Genomic DNA, 19134 nt, shown 5'->3' with positions numbered 1-19134 from the left:
TCAACGGCGTTGAGACAGCTCCCGCGGCCAGCCGGACAAGATCAGCCGTTGCCGGCCGGGAACTTGCCCGTGGTCAGGACGGACTCGATGCGGAACCAGGCTCGGGCTCCTCGGCGACAGCCTCCCGAGAGGGCCGCGCCGGGCCCGGGTGGTCGGCCAGCGAAGCCGGACGGCGGGTCTGCCGATCGTACGGATGCTCGCCCGAACCGGCGACCCAGGCCGGCCCCCCGTTCGCCGGGCGGCGTGCAACCCCGCCGTGATCGGAGAGGTGATCCGCCAGCGTGGCCGGGCGCCCGGCCCCGCGAAGCCGGTCGTCGAGCGTCTCCGGCCGGCGTCCCAGCGGCTGACCGTCCTCACTCCACGCGCCGATCGGCAGGTCGTCGAGCGCCCGCGGCCGGCGACCCTGCCTGGGAATCACCGGGCTGACCGGCTCCGTGATGACCGCCGGAGCCTCGCTGACCGTTTCTGCGACGGCTGCGGGGGTCTCGCCGGCCGGCTCGGCGATGATCGCTGCGCTGCCGTCCGCCGTGACGGGTTCGCGGGTCACCGGTTCCGCTGCCGGTTCGTCGGTCACCTCGGCGTCCCCGGCCTCCGCGGAATCGTCGAGCATTACGTCCTGATCAGCGACGGTTGCGGCCACCTCATCCGTCACGGCGCCTCCATCGACTGCCGTTTCCGCGGTTGTCACGCTCGGCCGGGCGGGCTCGACGTCCGCGTACTCCTCGACCAGCCCGGTCGGCTCGTCGATCAGGATCGTGTCGTTGCCGCTTTCCGCGTTCTCGGCGAAGAGCGTGTCCTGGCTGTCGGCTGGGCTGGATTCCGCGGTCGGCTCGTCGAGCGAGACGGACGGCCCTTCCTCCGGGGAATCCCCGGTCGAGGTCGTCTCGGTCGCGGCGGGCTCATCGAACTGTTCGTCGGCGTGCGGCGCGGTAGCGGTGGGCTGCTCCGGGGCGATGGTCGTTTCGGTTTCCTCCGCGACCGAGGGTTCAGCCTGTGCGGGAATCGCCTCGTCGCTGACCACACCTGTTGCGACGTCGAACCCGTCGCTATGGCGGGCCGCTTCTGCCTCGTAGATCTCCTCGGCGATCGTTTCCGTCGCAGACTGGGGTTCGTCGATCGGTTCCGTCGCCGATCCGGGCTCGGTGACCTGTTCCGTCGTCGGCTCGGGCTCGGTGATCGGCTCTGCGACGGTGAGCGGCTCTGCGACGGTGAGCGGCTCGTCACGGTTGAGGTCTTCGGCGTTCCGGCCGGGGTCTTCGGAGGAAGGGCCAGTCGAGGCCGTGTCCGGGTCGCCGGCGGGAGACGGGGTGGTGACCTCGGTGTCCGGAGTTCCGCTCGACGTGGTGGTCAGCCACTCGTCGAGGGTCTCCGGGCGGCGTGCACCGGTCGTGGGCAGGTCGCCGGGAGACTGCGGGCGAGAGGCGGCCAGCCAGTCGTCGAGGGTCTGCGGTCGTCGCTGCCCGGTCCGGTCAGCGAGTGGGTGAGGAAGCGTGGCGTCCGGCCGGGATGTGGACCCGTAGCCGTCCATGCCTGAACTACCCGAAGCGGCGCCGATGGTCTCCGCCACACCGGAAGCCGCGGCGGCTTCGGCGGTAGCCGGGGCCTGGACGGCGATGTCGCCGGGTGTCGTGGGCGTGGTTCGGTCGGTGGGGGCACCGCTCGGTTCGGTGGGGCGGACCAGCCAGGAGAAGGATTCGGAACCCGGCGCGGCGAGGTTGGCCAGCCTCGGATCGGAACGCCACGAGAACGGGTCCAGCGCCGGGGCCTCGGTCGCGGTGACGGGTGTCGTCTCGCTCTGGAGGGGAGCGGTGTCCGGGGTCCGGGCGAACGTTTCGGTCGTCGGCTCGGTCGCTGCCCGGCCGACCACCGGCGTCTCGTCCTGAATGTCCGAGTCGGCCGAGACCGTCTCCTCGATGGTTTCCTCGATCGAGGTCGGCAACTGGATGACCTGGGTCGCGGAGGTGTCGGGGTGCTGGTCGTGGGTGGGGTCGGCCAGGGTGCTGGCCTGCTCGGCAGGGGGCGGCAGCTGGATGATCTGGGTCGCCGAAGTGTCGGCCTCGGTGGGCAGGTGGATCACCTGCGTGGCCGAGACACCGAATTCGTCGAAGGTCGGTTCCAGGACGGGGACCTCGACGTTCGCGGCCTCCGCTCCGGCGGCCAGGGTCGCCTCGACCTCGGCCCAGATGGCGTCGGAGTCGGCCGGCTCGGGAGCGGCGTCGTCGTCGAGGGAGGGTGCCAGCTCGGCGGGTTCCAGTTCGCCGGATGCGATGCGGGAGAGGTCCGCGGACAGCGGGTCGGTCGGAGTGAGGGCGTCCTCGACGGCCGCGAAGGTGATCGGCTCCTCGGTCAGCTCGGGCGACTCGCCGCCATCGCTGAGGATAGGGAGATCCTCGACCCCGTGCAGGTCATCCCCGGTCGATGCCGGGGCGCCACCATCGGCGATCGAGACCTCCGCCGCCTCGGCGGGGCCACCGCCGACCGCGGCGCCGTCGAGCGAGTGAGCGTCGTCGACGGACGCGTCGGCGGACAAAAGGGCATCGCTGGGCGAAAGGGTGCCATCGGCCAGGGGGTCGCCGAGCGAGAGTGCATCCTCGACCGAGGCGTCGGCGGACGAGAAGGCGTCGCCAGGCGCGGAGGCATCGGCGGACGAGAAGGCGCCACCAGGCAAGGAGGCGTCGCCGGGCAAAGGTGCGTCGCCGACCGTGGGGTCTTCGGGTGAGAGGTCGTCGACCGCGGGGTCGTCGAACGAGAAGGCGTCTACCGCGGCGCCGTCGGACGAAAGGGCATCGTCGACCCTGGGGCCGCCGAGCGAGTGGGCGCCTTCGACCACAGGGCCGCCGGAGGAAGGGCCCCCGCCGACTGCGGCGCCGTCGAACGCGAGGGCGTCGGCGGCCGAGGCGTCAGCGGACAAAAAGGCATCACCGGCCGAAACGGCGTCGTCGACCACAGCGCCGTCGGGCGAAACGGCGTCATCGACCACAATGCCGTCGGGCGAAACGGCGTCGTCGACCACAGTGCCGTCGGGCGAAACGGCGTCATCGGCCACCATGCCGTCGGACGGAAGGGCGTCATCGGCCACAGTGCCGTCGGACGGAGTGGGGTCGTCGACCGCGGTGCCGTCCGACGACGGGGTGCCGGCTGCCGGACCGTCGGCGGGCGGGGCGGACGGGTCCGCGTCCGGGGACGATTCGCTGGGCGTACCGGTGATGGTGGAAAGGGCGACGGTCGTCGAGCCCGGCAGCGGGAAGTCGAAGGGCGCGGTCCCGTTCTCCTTCTCGGAGATGTATTCGAGGAACGCCTCGTAGTCGAGGACCATGCCCTCGGGGGAGGCGGCAGCGGGCAGCGCCGCCTGCGCGGGCGCGGCCGGCAACGCCCGGCTGACCACCGTGCCGTCGAGGGCCGGCGGCCGGTACGCGTGACGCCCGGTAGGTTCCTCCTCGCCCGCGTATTCGGCGAGCCCGGCCCGTTCCTGGAGACGCCGCAGCGGTCCCGGCGCCCACCACGAGGCGTCGCCGAGCAGGGCGAGCACGGACGGCACGAGCAGCACCCGGACGACGGTGGCGTCCAGCACCAGGGCGATGATCATGCCGACGCCGATGAAGCGCATGGTGCTGATCGACGACAGCGAGAACGCGCCGGTGACGACGATGAGCAGCAGGGCGGCCGCGCTGATCACCCGGCCGGTCCGGGTGAGGCCGAGGGTGACCGCCTCGTCGGTGGTGGCGCCGCGCAGCCGGGCCTCGACCATCCGGGAGAGCAGGAACACCTCGTAGTCGGTGGAGAGGCCGAACACGACGGCGGCCATCAGTACGACGATGCCGGCTTCCAGCGAGGTCGGCGTGACGTCGAGCAGGGACGCCCCGTGCCCCTCCTGGAAGATCCACACGAGGACGCCGAACGTGGCGGTGAGGCTGAGCGCGCTCATCACGACGGCCTTGATCGGCAGCAGGATCGAGCCGAAGGCCAGGAACATCAGCACCAGCGTCGCGCCGACCAGCAGGGCGATCATGACCGGCAGCTCGTCCGCGATGGCGTCGAGGCTGTCGACGTTGCGGGCGGTGACGCCACCGACGAGTGTCTCGGCGCCGGCCGGTGCGGGGAGGGCGCGCAGGTCCTCGACGGCCTGCCGGGCCTCGGTGCTGAACGAGTCGGTGCCGTCGAGGTCGGCGGTGAGCACCACGACGTCCTCGCCGTTGCCGCCGGTCGCGGTCACCTCGGTGACGCCGGCGACCTTTCCGGCCGCGTCGGTGAAGGCCTCGACGTCCGGCTTCGCACCGTTCGCCGATCGCACCACGATCTGTACGCCGTCCGCGCTGAACTGCGGATAGTCGGCCTTGAGCGTCTCCACCGCGACCCGGGACGGGTCCCCGGCGGGCAGCTGCCGCTCGTCGTTCTCGCCGAAGCGGGCGTCCGCGATCGGCCACGCCAGGACCAGAAGGGCGATCAGGATGGGTACGGCGACGAGCACCGGCCGGCGCAGCACCCATGCGGCGAGCCGTTGCCAGCCGCCGGTGCCGGTGCGGGCCGCGAACGGAAGGCGTACCGGGAGGTAGTCGACGCGCGGCCCGAGGACGGCGAGCAGCGCCGGCAGCAGGGTGAGCGACAGCAGCATGGCGAGGAAGACGGCGGCGAGCCCGCCGTACGCGAGGCTCTTGAGGAAGCCCTGCGGGAACAGCAGCAGCCCGGCGAGGGCGGTCATCAGCAGGGTGGCGGAGAACACCACGGTACGGCCGGCGGTGGCCACGGTCCGGCGGACGGCCTCGGCGGTGGGGTGGTCGGCCTGCTCCTCACGGAACCGGCCGACCATGAACAGCCCGTAGTCGATCGCCATGCCCAGACCGAGGAGGCTGGCCACGTTGACGGCGAACGAGTTGACCTCGTGGTTGAGCGCGATCAGGTGCAGCACGCCCAGCGAGCCGAGGACCGCGCATCCGCCGACCAGCACCGGCAGCGAGGCGGCGACCAGCGAGCCGAAGATGACCAGCAGCAGCACGAGGACGATGGGCAGCGACACCAGCTCGGCGAAGGCCAGGTCCTCGGTCGAGCGCTCGGACGAGGCGTGCCCGAGCGGGATGCCGCCGCCGAGCTGGACGTGCGCCCCGGGCACCGCGAAGGAGTCCTCGATCTCGGCGTACGAATCCATCTTCGCGGCATCGTCGGAGCCGACCAGGCTGACCACCGCGACGCCACTGGACTTGTCCTCGGCGGCGAAGGCCGGGTCCGGCTGGTCCCAGTACGACGTCTGCGCGGTGACGGCCGACTTCGGCAGCGCGGCGAGCCGATCCTTGATCCGTTTGCTGAGCGCGGGGTCGTCGATCGTGCCCTGGTCCGGCGTGTAGATGGCGATGACGTCGCCGCTCTGGCCCTTCGTGGTGGTGGCGACCACCTCGGCGGCGCGGGCCGACTCACTGCTCGGGTCGTTGTACCCGCCCTCGGTGAGCTGACCGAACACGCCGAAGCCCCACACGCCCGCGCCGAGCACCGCGACGAGCGCGACGATCAGCACCGGCCAACGGAGGCGGGCGACCCGCGATCCCCAGCCCGCGAACACAGGGTTCCCCTTTCGGATGTAGAGAGTTTCCGCAGGTCAGCTCAGTGTTGCGGCCTGCAGGGACACTCCGCCGCACTTGTCGTCGAAGGTTGCGCCGGTGATCCACTCGACCGAGATCTTGCCAGTTCCGGAGGCTTGATAGGAGATGACATAGGCAGCGGTCGTCATCGTCGGCTCTCGATTCTCGAGGATGTCGGTGACCGGCTCGCCGCCGGTGGACAGTTTGATGCGGATGTCGCCGCGGGCGCGGATCGCCCCGACGTACACGGTCAGGACGTTGCGGCCGGTCCCGGCCGGCGCCGTGACGGTGAAGCCGTTGCCGGCGCCGCAGGTGTTGATTCCGCTGGTCACGCCGGAGCTCTTGGCCATCGGCTCGCCGCCGCGCCAGGTGAACCGCTGCGGGCTGGAGGCGTGCCGGATCCGGGGCGCGGTGGGCGTGCCCTCCAGGATGGCGAACTCGCCGCCGGCGTCGCGTTCCAGCGAGAACCGGCCCTGTTCGCCCCAGTGCACCCAGTCGATCGTGCCTTCGGCGGCCAGGTCGACGGTTTCGGCGACCGGGACCCGCTCGATGGAGATCGCGTCGACCGGCACCGCCGACGGCGGCAGGCTCGCGCTGGGCAGCGGGATCGGGATCTGGTCGGCGGTCGTCGTGGGCACGGCGATCGGATCCGGTTCATCCGGCTGCCCGCCGCTGTTCGCGCCGGCGTGCATGAACAGCCCGAACGCCACGACGGCGAGGACACCGGCCAGGATCACCGCGGCCGGTTCGAGGTACTCCCGCCGCGCTCCGGGATCGAGCAGAGGCAAGGATCCTCCAGGGCGGCGTCGGGACAGGGGCGTTAAACGATCTCATCCCGTACGGCCGGGGTGAAGAGGGGGAGGCGGGAGGGGACCTTACGGTTGATCATCCCCATCGGCGATTCGGGGGAGGTTCCCCGTTGTGTCGATCACATCGTTGAGTAGCGTGACCGGAGTCTCCGACACCTAGGGGTTTTGCGAATGAGTGACAACAAGCGCCGAAGCCAGGCCATCGCCGGTGTGCTGTGCGGCGCGCTCGTCGTCGCGGTGCTGGTAGGGGTGTTCTTCGTGGTCCGTGACGGCAGCAGCGAGGCGCCGGTCGCGTCGCAGCCCACGGCGACGGCCCAGCCGGCCGCGCCCGTGCCGCCCTCGGCCGTGCCTACGACCGCGACCTCCACCGCGGCGGCCGGCGGTTCGGCTGCGCTCACGAGCGAGCCCGACGTGCAGCCCGGCACCGGCGCGGTGACCGCGCTGGCCGTCAAGGAGCTGGTGCCGGGGACCGGTGAGACGGTCAAGGCCGGTCAGACCATCACGGTCAACTACAAGCTGATCAACTACCTCACCGGCGAGCAGATCGACTCGTCGTGGAAGAACGGCGTGTCCGAGCCGTTCTCCGCCCAGATCGGCGTCGGCCAGCTGATCCCGGGCTGGGACCAGGCCATCCCCGGGCAGAAGGTGGGCAGCCGGATCCAGCTGGACGTGCCGGCCGCCCTCGCCTACGGCCCGGAGCAGGGCGACCTGCGGTTCGTCGTGGACATCGTGTCGGCCGAATGAGCCAGGTGAGCTACAGCTCGGTGACGATCACCTCGAGCTGACGGGCCCGCCCGGCCGGCCCGGGACGCTCCTCGACCGTGAACTTCAGGTCGCGCAGTGCGGTGACCAGCTCGTCCACCGAGTCCGGGGTGGCCGCCTCGGCGGCCAGCGCGCGGACCAGGCGGCCCTTGGTGGCCTTGTTGAAGTGGGACACCACGGACCGCCTGGCCACACCGTCGACGATCCGTTCGTGCAGCACCTTGACGACCGCGGCGTTCTCCGCCGGGGTCCACATCGCGGCGTACGCGCCGGAGCGCAGGTCCAGCACCGGCGTTCCGGCGGCCGCCTGGTCCAGGGCCGGGCGCAGAGCCTTCTTCCAGTACGCGGTGAGCCCGCCGACGGTGGGCAGGGTGACGCCGACCGAGCAGCGGTAGGCCGGGATCCGGTCGCCGAGGCGGACCGCGCCCCAGAGGCCGGAGAAGACGACCGCGGAGTCCTCGATCCAGGTCCGCGCCCCGGCGGAGAGATCGCCCGGATTCAGGGCCTCGTAGAGAACACCGGTGTAGATCTCGGACGCCGGGCCCGCGGGAGCTTGGAGAAGAGCGGCGTTCCGGGCGATCTCGTCCCGCTGCCCCGCGCTGAGCCCCAGCACCGCCAGACTGTCCGCGATCGACCGCTCGCTGCCGCGCGCACAGAGCGCCACCAGCCTCTTCAGCACCCGGGTCCGGGCGGCGGTCAGCGACGGCAGCCACAGCGACGACGGGTCGACCGGCGCACCGGCCGCGGCCGGGGTCTTGCCTTCGGAGGGCGGGAGCAGGATCAGCACGGGCCGAACATTAGCCGGGCCAGGTCATCCGCCGACGGTCACGGTCGTCTTCACGCTGGCCCGGTCGATGTCGCTGACCCGGATGGTGAAGGTGATCTCGTAGGTGCCGGGCAGCGGGAACGACATCGACCCGAGAGCCTGGTTCCCGTTCGGCAGCGGGGCGAACGGCTGCGGCACCGCCTCCAGGGCCGGGTCCAGCAGCCGGGCCGTGACCTGCCACTCCTCGGCCCGCATCGGCGAGCCGTCCGGCGCGTAGAGGTACGCGTGCACCGTGTTGTACTCGCCCAGTTCCACCGGGTAGATGTTGAACTGGACCGCGTACAGGTCGCTGGTCAGCGTCTCGGACTTGCCGGCGCCGGTGATCTGCCGGTCCTTGGCGGCCGCGATCCGCCCGGTGTCCACCTGCACCAGCACCGAGCTCAGTCCCAGGATCAGCACGGTCGCCACCACCTCGACGCCGACCAGCCGCCGCAGCCCGGTTCCGGCCGAGCCGCGCAGCACCAGGCGGCGGGCGCCGGCCGCGACCGCCAGCACCACGGCCAGGATGCCGAGTTTGGCGCTCAGCAGCCGGCCGTAGTCGGTCTCCCACAGCGCGCTCACCCGGCCCACCTGGATGACCGACTGCGCGGCCCCCGCGAGGACCAGCCACAACACCGAGAGCGCGGCCCACCGCGACCACACCGGCAGGATCACGCCGAGCACCCGCCGCTCGGTCCGGCGCAGCAGGAAGACGGTCAGCGTGACCAGCCCGCCGATCCAGACCGCCATGGCGGCCATGTGCACCACTCCGGCGCTCACGGTCACCGCGGGTAGCGGTGCGGCGATGGCGTGCCCGGTCAGCGGCCACGTCGCGAGACCGGCCGCGGACAGCCCGAGCACGGCATACGCCCGCACCTTCCGCGATGTGACCCGCGGCTGCGGCCTCGGCGCGGGCGCCGGTTCGGGCGCGGGCGCTCCGGCGCCGACCAGGACCGGCTGGGGCACGGTCCGCGGCGCGGTCACGGTCCGTAGTGGTTTCCGCAGGAGAGGAGGCAGGAGTACGGCGAGAGCGCCCACGATCGCGAGCCGTGCCAGCAGCAGCAACCCGAACCGGCTGGTCCCCACCTCACCCAGTTCGGTGGCGGTGACCTGCCACAGCGCGGCCCCGGAACTCTGCTGCGCCTGGGTGCCGAGCGCGCCGGCGGTCGCCACCGCGGTGAGCCCCAGGCCGATCCGGATCGCCAGCAGCGCCCCGCGCCGGGACCGGGTCCGCGGCCACAGGAACGCCAGGAACAGCGCGGGCCCGGCGATCAGCGTGATCCCCCCGTACCCCATCGTTTTGAAGATCGGAATCGCGGCGGTGACCGACGGATGCGCCCCGGCCGACTCCACCGGCGCCTCGGGCCGTGCCGAAGGCGCGCCGACCGAGAAGGTGATCGCGCCGCCGACCGGATGGCTGTCCGCGGAGATGACCCGGAAGCTGATCAGGTACGTGCCGAGCGGGTGTTCCGCCTTGCGGATCGGGATCCGCACCACCGCGCCCTCGACGGTGACCCGGCCGGAGATCCGCTCACCGTCCGGGGCGATCACCTGCACCCGGCCCTCGACCGGGGTGACCGGCTCGCTGAAGGTGACGGTGACCTCGGTGGGCGCCGCGTTGTTCAGGCTGCCCGGCGCCGGGCTCGCCCCGACCGGCGCGGCGTGCGCGGCGGCTGGCGAGGCGGGCAGCGCGAGGGTGCCGGTCAGCAGGACGAGCAGGAACAGTAAGACCCGGGTCACATGAGGTAGTTCGGATCGGCGTGGGGAAAGGTTCAAGCAGGGCGTGTCGATACGATCCGTGGCAGCGCCCAGATCCGTCCTCGAGGGAGCCGCCATGTCCCACCATCCGCGTGCCGGTGAGCCGGCCGAGCCGGCCGACCTGATCGACGTTCCCAAGGTCATCTCGCGTTACTACACCGAGCACCCGGATCCCGCACAACCGGGGCAGGGTGTCGCCTTCGGGACGTCCGGGCACCGCGGGTCCAGCCTGCGGACCGCGTTCACCGAGGACCACATCGCGGCGACCAGCCAGGCGATCGTGGAGTACCGGCGCGAGCAGGGCACCACCGGCCCGCTCTTCCTGGGCCGGGACACGCACGCGCTGAGCGAGCCCGCGATGATCACCGCGCTGGAGGTGTTCGCGGCCAACGAGGTGACGGTCCTGATCGACAGCCGTGACGGCTACACGCCGACGCCCGCGCTGTCGCACGCCATCCTCACCCACAACCGGTCGGCGAAGGCCAAGGCGGACGGGGTCGTGGTGACGCCGTCGCACAATCCGCCGGACGACGGCGGCTTCAAGTACAACCCGCCGGACGGTGGCCCGGCCGGCACCGACGCCACCCGGTGGATCCAGGACCGGGCCAACGCGCTGATCACGGCGGGGCTCAAGGACGTGCGGCGGGTCACCGCGGCCGCGGCACGGGCCTCGGAGAGCGTTCAGGGGTACGACTACCTCGGCACGTACGTGGACGACCTCCCGTCGGTGATCGACATCGACGCGATCCGGAACGCGGGGGTGCGGATCGGGGCGGATCCGCTCGGTGGGGCCAGCGTGGCGTACTGGGGTGCCATCGCCGAGCGGCACCGGCTCGACCTGACCGTGGTGAACCCGCTGGTCGACCCGCGGTTCGGCTTCATGACGCTGGACTGGGACGGCAGGATCCGGATGGACTGCTCGTCGCCGTACGCGATGGCCTCGCTGATCGCTCAGCGGGACCGCTTCCAGATCGCCACCGGCAACGACGCCGACGCCGACCGGCACGGCATCGTCACCCCCGACGGCGGCCTGATGAACCCCAACCACTACCTCGCGGTGGCCATCGCCTACCTCTACTCGTCGCGGGACGGCTGGCCGTCCGGGGCCGGCATCGGCAAGACCCTGGTGTCCTCGTCGATGATCGACCGGGTCGCCGCCGACCTGGGCCGCCGCCTCGACGAGGTGCCGGTCGGCTTCAAGTGGTTCGTGCCCGGCCTGCTCGACGGGTCGATCGGCTTCGGCGGCGAGGAGAGCGCCGGAGCGTCGTTCCTGCGCCGCGACGGCGGACCGTGGAGCACCGACAAGGACGGCCTCATCCTGGACCTGCTGGCCTCCGAGATCCTCGCGGTGACCCAGCGGACGCCGAGCGAGCACTACCGGGAGCTGACCGCGCGGTTCGGCGAGCCGGCGTACGCCCGGATCGACGCCCCCGCCACCCGCGACGAGAAGGCGATCCTCGCGAAGCTGTCGCCGTCGCAGGTGACCGCGTCCACGCTGGCCGGCGAGCCGATCACCGCGGTGCTGACCGACGCCCCGGCCAACGGCGCGGCGATCGGCGGCCTCAAGGTGGTCACCGAGTCCGGCTGGTTCGCGGCCCGGCCGTCCGGCACCGAGGACGTCTACAAGATCTACGCCGAGTCCTTCCAGGGTCCCGACCACCTGGCCCGCGTCCAGGAGGAGGCCCGGGCTGTGGTGTCGGCCGCACTGTCCGGCTGAAATCCACTCAGATTCGGGGCTTCCGCGCCGACTGGTAGACCGCAAGGAGATGCCTACCGGGCAGGAGCCGAGATCTCCGATGAGCGAACCCGAGAACGCCGGCGGCGTCGCCCGGCCACGGCCCGGAGGGCTGGCGCCCGTGTTCGTCTCCGCCGGGGCGATCCTCGTCGTCCTCGCGTGGCTGCTCGTCCGCGGTGACGACGAGCTGTTTTTCGGCTACGTCGGCGGCCCGATCGCGATGGCCGCCGGCGCGTACGCCTGCCTGCGGATCGCCCGGGTCCGGCTGCCGCGGCCGGTACACCGGTTCTGGCGGCGGATGACGCTGGTCGGTGTCTTCCTGCTGGTCGCCGCGCTGGTCGCCATGCTCCGGGCCAACAACGACACCGGCATGTCCCTGCAGGTCGCCGTCCCGACGCTGGCCGGCCTCGGTCTCCTGATGTTCACCTTCCTGGCCCTGCCCGGCCGCCAGAAGACCCCGGTCGCCCTGCTCCGCGCCGTGCTCGACGGTTTGACGGTGGCCGTCGCGAGCGCCCTCATCTTCTGGTACGTCGTGTTCGACCTGGCCCCCGAGGGCACCTCGCTGGCCGCCCGGCTGGTGGCCGCGGTCGTCGGCGTCGGCGGGGTGCTGTTGCTGGTGATCGTCGGCAAGGCCGCCGCCGCCCCGGACACCGCCGTCGACGGCACCGCGCTGCGGGTCCTCACCGCCGCCCCGGTCGCCTGCGTGGTCACCACCATCCTGATGATCGCCGGGGACGACCGGTCCCGGATGGCGTTGTCGGTGCTCGTCCTGCCGATCGTCGGCGCGGCCCTCGCCGTCAGCGCCTACCTCCAGCGGCGGGCCCTCGACCAGCCGGCCGGGCAGCCCGTGCCGGCCTCGAACCGGTCGCTGTTCAACCTGCTCCCGTTCGCCGCGGTCGCCGCCACGGCCGGCCTGGTGATCAGCGTCAGCGCCCAGGACATGAGCGGCCGGCAGCGCACCGTGATCATCGGCGCGCTCCTGATCGCCGGATGCGTCGTCGCCCGCCAGCTTCTCAGCCTGCGGGAGAACACCCTCGCGCTGCGCGGCATCCGCCGTCAGCAGGACGAGCTGGAGCGCCTCGCGCTCAGCGACAACCTGACCGGCCTGCCCAACCGGGCCCGGTTCACGGTGGCGCTCGCCGAACGCATCGAGGACGACCAGCCGGCCGCCGCGCTGCTGATCGACGTCGACGACTTCAAGATGATCAACGACACGCTCGGCCCGGCCGCCGGTGACCAGCTGCTGTTCCAGGTGGCGCAGCGGCTGCGCGCCCAGTGCACGGCCGGCGAGATGCCGGTCCGGCTCGGCGGTGACGAGTTCGCCGTGCTGCTGCCCACCGACGACCCGGCCGCCGCCGAGGCCGCCGCCGGGCGCGCCCTCCAGGCCCTCGCCGACCCGTTCACCGTCGGCGAGCAGCACCTGCTGGTGCACGCCAGCGCCGGCATCGCGATCGCCGAGACCGGCGCGACCGCCGACGAGGTGCTGCGCAACGCCGACATCGCGATGTACGCCGCCAAGGAGGCCGGCAAGGCGTCCTGGGCCCGGTTCGAGCCGCGGATGCGGCAGGACATGGTCAACCACGCCATGCTCGCCGGCGAACTGCGCGCCGGCATCGCCCGCGGCGAGCTCCGGCTGCTCTACCAGCCCATCTACGACCTGGTCACCGGCCGCCTGCACGGCGCCGAGGCGCTGGTGCGCTGGCAGCACCCGGAACGCGGCTTCGTCTCGCCCGCCGACTTCATCCCGGTCGCCGAACGGACCGGCCTGATCGTGCCGCTCGGCGCCTGGGTGCTGCGGGAGGCGTGCGCACAGCTCGCCCGCTGGCACGCCACCTACGGGGACCGCACGGTCGAGTCCGTCAACGTCAACGTGGCGGTCCGCCAGCTTCGCGAGGTCGGCTTCGTCGACGAGGTCGCGGCCGTGCTCAGCGAGACCGGTCTCCGCCCGCGCAACCTGATCATCGAGGTCACCGAGTCGTCGGTGGTCGACGGCTGGCAGGTGCGGGAGACCCTCCGGGCACTGCACGAGATGGGCGTACCCCTGGCTCTCGACGACTTCGGCACCGGCCAGTCGTCGCTCAGCCTGCTGCGCGCCTTCCCGGTCGACGTGCTGAAACTGGACAAGTCGTTCGTCGACGGCATCGCCGAGGGCGCCGACCGGGGCCGGCTCGCGGTCGCCGCCGCGGTCGCCCAGCTCGCCGAGCACCTCCAGCTCAAGGCGGTCGCCGAGGGCATCGAGAACCAGGAGCAGCTGAACCGGCTGCGGGACATGGGCTACCGGTACGGGCAGGGCTTCTTCATGTCCCGGCCGGTGCCCGCCGACGACTACGCCGCGCTGATGGCCGCCGATCCGGTCCGCGCCTGAGCGGAAAACCGGCTGGACCTCAATCGGGGTCCAGGTAATACCGTGCAGTCCATGACCGTCGTCACGGGGCACGTCCGGACCTTCTACCAGCTGCTCTTCAACACGCTGCTGGTGTCGGTCATCAACTTCACCGTCTGGTTCGCCGTCACCTTCTGGGTGTACCTCGAGACGAGGTCGGTCTTCGCGACCGGCGTCATCTCCGGCATCTTCCTGGTGCTGACCGCGCTCACCGGAGTCTGGTTCGGCAGCTTGGTCGACGGTCATCGCAAGAAGACCGCGCTCCAGGGCTCGGCCCTGGCCTCCCTCGCGTTCTACGGCGCCGCCTTCGCGGTCCACTTGTCCGTGCCCGAACAGGCGTGGACGGACCCGGCCGACGTGCGGCTCTGGACGTTCGTGCTGCTGCTGATGTTCGGCGTGATCGCCGGCAACATCCGCACCATCGCGCTGCCCACCCTGGTCACGCTGCTGATCGACGCCGACCGGCGGGACCGCGCCAACGGCCTGGTCGGCACCGTCTCCGGCACCAGCTTCCTGGTCACCTCGGTGATCAGCGGCGTGCTGGTGGCCTTCGACGGCATGTTCTCGGTGCTGGTCCTGGCCCTGGCGGTGCTCGCGCTGTCGCTGGTCCACCTCACGTTCGTGCGCATCCCGGAACGGGAGCCGGAGCACAGCGAGGCCGCCCGGCCCGGCGTCGACCTGCGCGGCACGATCCGGATCATCGCCGGGGTGCCGGGTCTGACCGCGCTCATCCTGTTCAGCACGTTCAACAACTTCCTGGGCGGCGTGTTCATGGCCCTCGCCGACGCGTACGGGCTGTCGCTCGTCTCGGTGCAGACGTGGGGCCTGCTGTGGGGCGTGATCAGCACCGGCTTCATCCTCGGCGGGCTGCTCGTGTCCCGTACCGGTCTGGGTTCTCGCCCGGTCCGGCTCCTGCTGCTGCTCAACGTGGTCCTGTGGGTGATCATCGTGGTCTTCCCGATCTGGGCGTCGATCATCCCGATGGCCGTCGGCATGTACGTGTACATGCTGCTCATGCCGTATGCGGAGGCCACCGAGCAGACCATCCTCCAGCGGGTCGTCCCCTACGAGCGGCAGGGCCGGGTCTTCGGCCTCGCCCAGAGCGCCGAACAGGCGGCGTCCCCGCTGACCGCCTTCCTGATCTCCCCGATCACCCAGTTCGTGTTCATCCCGTTCATGAGCGACGGCGGAGCCGGCGCGGACGCCATCGGCTCCTGGTTCGGCACCGGCGCCGACCGCGGGATGGCCCTGGTCTTCATCCTCACCGGCCTGATCGGCGTGATCGCCACGACACTGGCCCTGGCCAGCCGCCCCTACCGGGCGCTGAGCCGCCGCGTCGCCGAGGACGCACCGGCCACCGAACCGGCCGCGGCGCCCGCCTGACCCGCTTCCTCAAGCCCGGCATTTCCCTCAGGCCGGGCGCGGCGCGGTCGATCAAATGTCCGACAGCAGCCGGGCCGAGGAGAGGAACCCCCATGGGATGGCCGCGTGCCACGGCGCCCGCCTGGCCCGTGTACGCCGGAGTGGTGGGACTGTCGGCGGCCGCGGTCACGTCCTACGCGCTGACCGGCCCCGGCGCACGGACCGTCGTCTTCGCTCTGGTCACCACCGTCCCGGTCATCGTCTACCTGCTCGCCCTCTCCGCCCGGCACCTGACCGACCGCCTGCCGTGGCTGATCGCCACGACCGGCATGGCCCTGCTGAGCCTCGCCACACTGCGCTGGCCGGACTGGATCTCCGGCCACCACCTCGGCCGGGCCGAAGGCGCCGCCGCCGACCTCTCGATCGCCTCCGCGCACCTGCTCTTCCTGATCGGCACGGGCATCGGGCTGCGCCGGCACGGCCGCAAGGACCCCGGCGGCCTCATCGACGCCGCGCTGATCGGCCTCTGCGCCGCCGGGCCGCTCTGGGAATGGCTGATCCGCCCGAACGTCGTCCCGGACGCCACCCTGCTCGGCAAGACGCTGCTGCTCTCCGACCTGCTGCTGCTCTCCGCGGTGGTCGGCTGCCTGATCCGGATCGGCGTCACCGCCCCGAAGGCACGGGGCCCGGTCGCCTTCCTGATGGCCGCCGGGATCCTCACCATGGCCGCCGAACTCGTCGCGGTGCTCACCGTGCACGGCAGCCACGTCTGGACCGCCCAGCTCATGATGCTGGCGTACCTGTGCGTGGCCGCCGGTCCGGCGCTGCCGACCGGCCCGCACATCACCCAGCCGGGGCCCGGCCCGGCCACCGTGGGACACCCGCCGCTCGGCTGGCTCGGCGCCGCCCTCTGCGCCAACCCGATGATCGCCGCCGTCCAGGCCGCGCAGGGTGACCGGCCGGCCAGCGTGGTGCTGCCGGTCGCCACGATGCTGGTGGTGCCGGTGGTGGTGCTGCGGTTGCGGCTGCTCTCCGCACAGCGGGCCCGGGCCGCGCGCACCCTCGCCTACCAGGCCCACCACGACGGGCTCACCGGCCTCTACAACCGCCGGCATATCGTCGACCGGATCGACGAGGAGATCTCCGCTCTCGGCGACGGCCCGCTCGCCGAGGTCACCCTGCTGCTCTGCGACCTCGACGGGTTCAAACCGGTCAACGACCGGATGGGCCATCAGGCCGGCGACATCGTGCTCCAGGAGGTCGCCCGGCGGCTCACCGCCGCGGTCCGCGAGCAGGACCTGGTCGGCCGGATCGGCGGCGACGAGTTCCTGATCCTGCTGCGCGGCGAGTACCCGGGCGGCGGCACGACGGTCGCCGACCGGATCACCGAGTCGCTGCGGGCGCCGATCGAGGTGGCCGGCACGCCCGTACGCGTCGGGGTCTCGATCGGAACCGCCGTCGCCCGAGCCGGCGCCGTCGTCGACCGGGAGGCCCTGATCGGGCGGGCCGACGCCGCCATGTACGAGGTGAAGGCTCAGCGGCGCCTGACCGCGACCGCGGCATAGCCCATCGCCGCCAGATCCGGGTCCACCCCGGCCGGCAGCTCGGCGAACGGCCACAGGTGCACCAGACCGGGCTCCTCCAGCGGCCAGTCCCCGAAGAACGCCCGGATCGTCTCCGGGTCCCGGGGCGTGAACGGCGAGTTCGCCCGCTGGTAGATCGCCGAGATCTTGGCCATGTGCTCGGGCCGGGCGTCCGAGGCGGCGTGCGAGATCGCCAGCACGCTGCCCGGGGCCAGAGCCTCCCGGATCGCGGCGACCGGGGCGTGCGGGCCGTCGCCGTCCGGGATCAGGTGCAGCAGGAACATCATCAGAACGCCGGCCGGCTCGTCGAGGTCGATCAGCTTCCGCAGGCCCGGGTCGGCCAGGATCGCCGCCGGATCACGCAGGTCACCCTGGACCATCGTGGTGTTCGCCGAGCTGAGCAGGGCCTGACCGTGGCGGCAGACCACCTCGTCCCGGTCGACGTAGACCACCCGCACCGACGGGTCGATCTCCTGGGCGATCTGATGCACATTCTCCCTGGTGGGCAGGCCCGACCCGATGTCGATGATCTGGCGGATCCCGCGCTCGATGATCATGTGCCGCACCACGCGCTTGATCAGCTCACGGCCGGAGCGGGCCGCGTCGCGCATCTCCGGCGCCACGGACAGGACCGCGTCGGCGGCCGCGCGGTCGACGGCGAAGTTGTCCTTGCCGCCCAGGTAGTAGTCGTACATGCGGGCGGCGTTCGGCACGGTCACGTCGATGCCGGGGGGCACAGTCATGTCCGCTGAGGATAATCGAGCCCGGCCGATCCGCGTCGGCCGGGCTCGCACAGTGGGATCAGGCGTCGACCTCGGGGCGGCCCTCCGCGGCCCACAGCGTGTGGAACGAGCCCGGCTTGTCCACCCGGTGGTAGGTGTGGGCGCCGAAGAAGTCCCGCTGGCCCTGGATCAGGGCGGCCGGCAGGCGCTCGGCGCGCAGGCTGTCGTAGTAGGCCAGCGCCGAGGAGAAGCCGGGCGCCGGGATGCCCTGCTGGGCGGCGGTCACCGCGACCCGGCGCCACGCGTCCTGGGCGCCGGCCACCGCGTCCTGGAAGTACTGGTCCACGAGCAGGGTCGGCAGCGCCGGGTTCTTGTCGTACGCCTGCTTGATGAAGTCCAGGAACTTGGCGCGGATGATGCAGCCGGCCCGCCAGATCTTCGCCATGGCGCCCGGGTCGATGTCCCAGCCGTACTCCTTGCTGGCGGCCTGGATCTGCTGGAAGCCCTGCGCGTACGCCACGATCTTGGAGGCGAACAGCGCCTGCTCGACGTCCGCCACCAGGTCACCGGCGTGCGAACCGGCCGACGCCGACGGGCCCGGCAGACCCGCGCTCACCGCCGCCTCACGCTCCTGGACGCCACCGGAGATGGCGCGGGCGAACACCGACTCGGCGATACCGGACACCGGGACGCCCAGGTCCAGGGCGGCCTGCACGGTCCAGCGGCCGGTGCCCTTCTGCTCGGCGCGGTCCAGCACGACGTCCACGAACGGCTTACCGGTGGCGGCGTCGACCTGCTTGAGCACCTCGGCGGTGATCTCGATCAGGTAGGAGCCCAGCCGGCCCTCGTTCCAGCTCTCGAAGATGCCGGCGATCTCGGCGGGGGAGTGGCCGCCCACCTGGCGCAGCAGGTCGTACGCCTCCGCGATCAGCTGCATGTCGGCGTACTCGATGCCGTTGTGCACCATCTTCACGAAGTGGCCGGCGCCGTCCGGGCCGACGTGCACGCAGCAGGGCTCGCCGTCCACCTTCGCGGCGATGTCCTCCAGCAGCGGGCCGAGAGCGTCGTACGACTCCTTCGGGCCGCCCGGCATGATGCTCGGGCCGTGCAGCGCGCCCTCCTCGCCACCGGAGACGCCGGCGCCCACGAAGTGCAGCCCCTTCGCCTTGAGCGCGGCCTCGCGGCGACGGGTGTCCGCGTAGTGCGCGTTGCCCGCGTCGATCAGCATGTCGCCCTCTTCCAGCAGCGGGGCGAACTCGTCGATCACGGCGTCGGTGGCCGGGCCGGCCTTGACCATGATGACCACACGGCGCGGGCGCTCCAGGCTCGCCACGAACTGCTCGGCGGTCTCGGCCGGCAGGAAACTGCCCTCGTGACCGAACTCCTCGACGAGCTCCTTGGTGCGGCCGTAGGACCGGTTGTGCAACGCCACGGTGTGTCCGTGCCGGGCGAAGTTACGGGCCAGGTTCCGGCCCATCACCGCCAGGCCGGTGACTCCGATCTGCGCCTTCTGCGACATCGTGCTACGTCCTTCCTGATTACCCGCCCATTACGGGCCCCGCGGTCATTCTTACGGGTTCGGGAGCCCGGCGGTTCGATCCCGTCCACGTGGTGAACACCGGTGCGGTTACCTCAAGTGCCCGGA

General features: G+C 71.9%; 11 protein-coding genes. 5 read left to right on the top strand and 6 right to left on the bottom strand.

The features are described 5' to 3' along the window. Nucleotides 1-73: 73 nt before the first annotated feature. Nucleotides 74-5506, bottom strand: a complete 5433-nt coding sequence (locus tag IEZ13_RS46325) for an MMPL family transporter (protein WP_229794529.1) — start codon at nt 5504-5506, stop codon at nt 74-76. 81 nt (nt 5507-5587) lie between these two features. Continuing rightward, a complete protein-coding gene (locus IEZ13_RS07330; protein ID WP_183218970.1) occupies nt 5588-6358 on the bottom strand; it encodes a hypothetical protein in 771 nt (256 codons plus the stop codon). Between the two features lie 192 nt (nt 6359-6550). Here IEZ13_RS07330 and IEZ13_RS07325 point away from each other — a divergent pair, with 192 nt between their 5' ends. Further along, entirely contained in the window at nt 6551-7123 is a 573-nt protein-coding gene (locus tag IEZ13_RS07325) for an FKBP-type peptidyl-prolyl cis-trans isomerase (RefSeq protein ID WP_183218969.1), read from the top strand. A 10-nt stretch (nt 7124-7133) separates the two neighbouring features. Here IEZ13_RS07325 and yaaA read toward each other — a convergent pair whose 3' ends face one another. Both yaaA and IEZ13_RS07315 read right to left on the bottom strand, forming a co-directional pair. Then, on the bottom strand, nt 7134-7928 hold the full coding sequence (gene yaaA / locus IEZ13_RS07320; RefSeq protein ID WP_183218968.1) for a peroxide stress protein YaaA: 795 nt from the start codon (nt 7926-7928) through the stop codon (nt 7134-7136). A 24-nt stretch (nt 7929-7952) separates the two neighbouring features. Next, entirely contained in the window at nt 7953-9686 is a 1734-nt protein-coding gene (locus tag IEZ13_RS07315) for a copper resistance CopC/CopD family protein (protein WP_183218967.1), read from the bottom strand. Nucleotides 9687-9780: 94 nt separating this feature from the next. Here IEZ13_RS07315 and pgm point away from each other — a divergent pair, with 94 nt between their 5' ends. The 4 genes from pgm (at nt 9781) to IEZ13_RS47715 (ending at nt 16749) form a co-directional block, all read left to right on the top strand. Then, the gene (pgm, locus tag IEZ13_RS07310; RefSeq protein WP_183218966.1) at nt 9781-11421 is read left to right on the top strand and encodes a phosphoglucomutase (alpha-D-glucose-1,6-bisphosphate-dependent); all 1641 of its coding nucleotides are present in this window, start codon (nt 9781-9783) and stop codon (nt 11419-11421) included. A gap of 79 nt (nt 11422-11500) precedes the next feature. Then, nucleotides 11501-13804: a putative bifunctional diguanylate cyclase/phosphodiesterase gene (locus tag IEZ13_RS07305; protein WP_183218965.1), complete on the top strand. Its 2304-nt coding sequence runs from the start codon at nt 11501-11503 to the stop codon at nt 13802-13804. 51 nt (nt 13805-13855) lie between these two features. Next, nucleotides 13856-15205: an MFS transporter gene (locus tag IEZ13_RS07300; RefSeq protein WP_183218964.1), complete on the top strand. Its 1350-nt coding sequence runs from the start codon at nt 13856-13858 to the stop codon at nt 15203-15205. A gap of 92 nt (nt 15206-15297) precedes the next feature. Then, on the top strand, nt 15298-16749 hold the full coding sequence (locus IEZ13_RS47715) for a GGDEF domain-containing protein (RefSeq protein WP_183218963.1): 1452 nt from the start codon (nt 15298-15300) through the stop codon (nt 16747-16749). Here the strand turns inward: IEZ13_RS47715 and IEZ13_RS07290 are convergent. Beyond that, nucleotides 16719-17510 (bottom strand): SAM-dependent methyltransferase, encoded by a 792-nt coding sequence (locus tag IEZ13_RS07290; protein ID WP_183218962.1) that lies wholly within the window; start codon nt 17508-17510, stop codon nt 16719-16721. The two genes, IEZ13_RS47715 and IEZ13_RS07290, sit on opposite strands and share 31 nt — an antisense overlap. Before the next feature lie 58 nt (nt 17511-17568). Further along, the gene (gndA, locus tag IEZ13_RS07285; protein ID WP_183218961.1) at nt 17569-19008 is read right to left on the bottom strand and encodes an NADP-dependent phosphogluconate dehydrogenase; all 1440 of its coding nucleotides are present in this window, start codon (nt 19006-19008) and stop codon (nt 17569-17571) included. Nucleotides 19009-19134 lie beyond the last annotated feature (126 nt).

Source organism: Actinoplanes campanulatus, from assembly GCF_014647795.1.
In the GTDB taxonomy this organism is placed as follows: domain Bacteria; phylum Actinomycetota; class Actinomycetes; order Mycobacteriales; family Micromonosporaceae; genus Actinoplanes; species Actinoplanes campanulatus.
The sequence above is the reverse complement of the archived record's forward strand: the minus strand, read 5'-3'. Positions and strand labels throughout refer to the sequence as shown.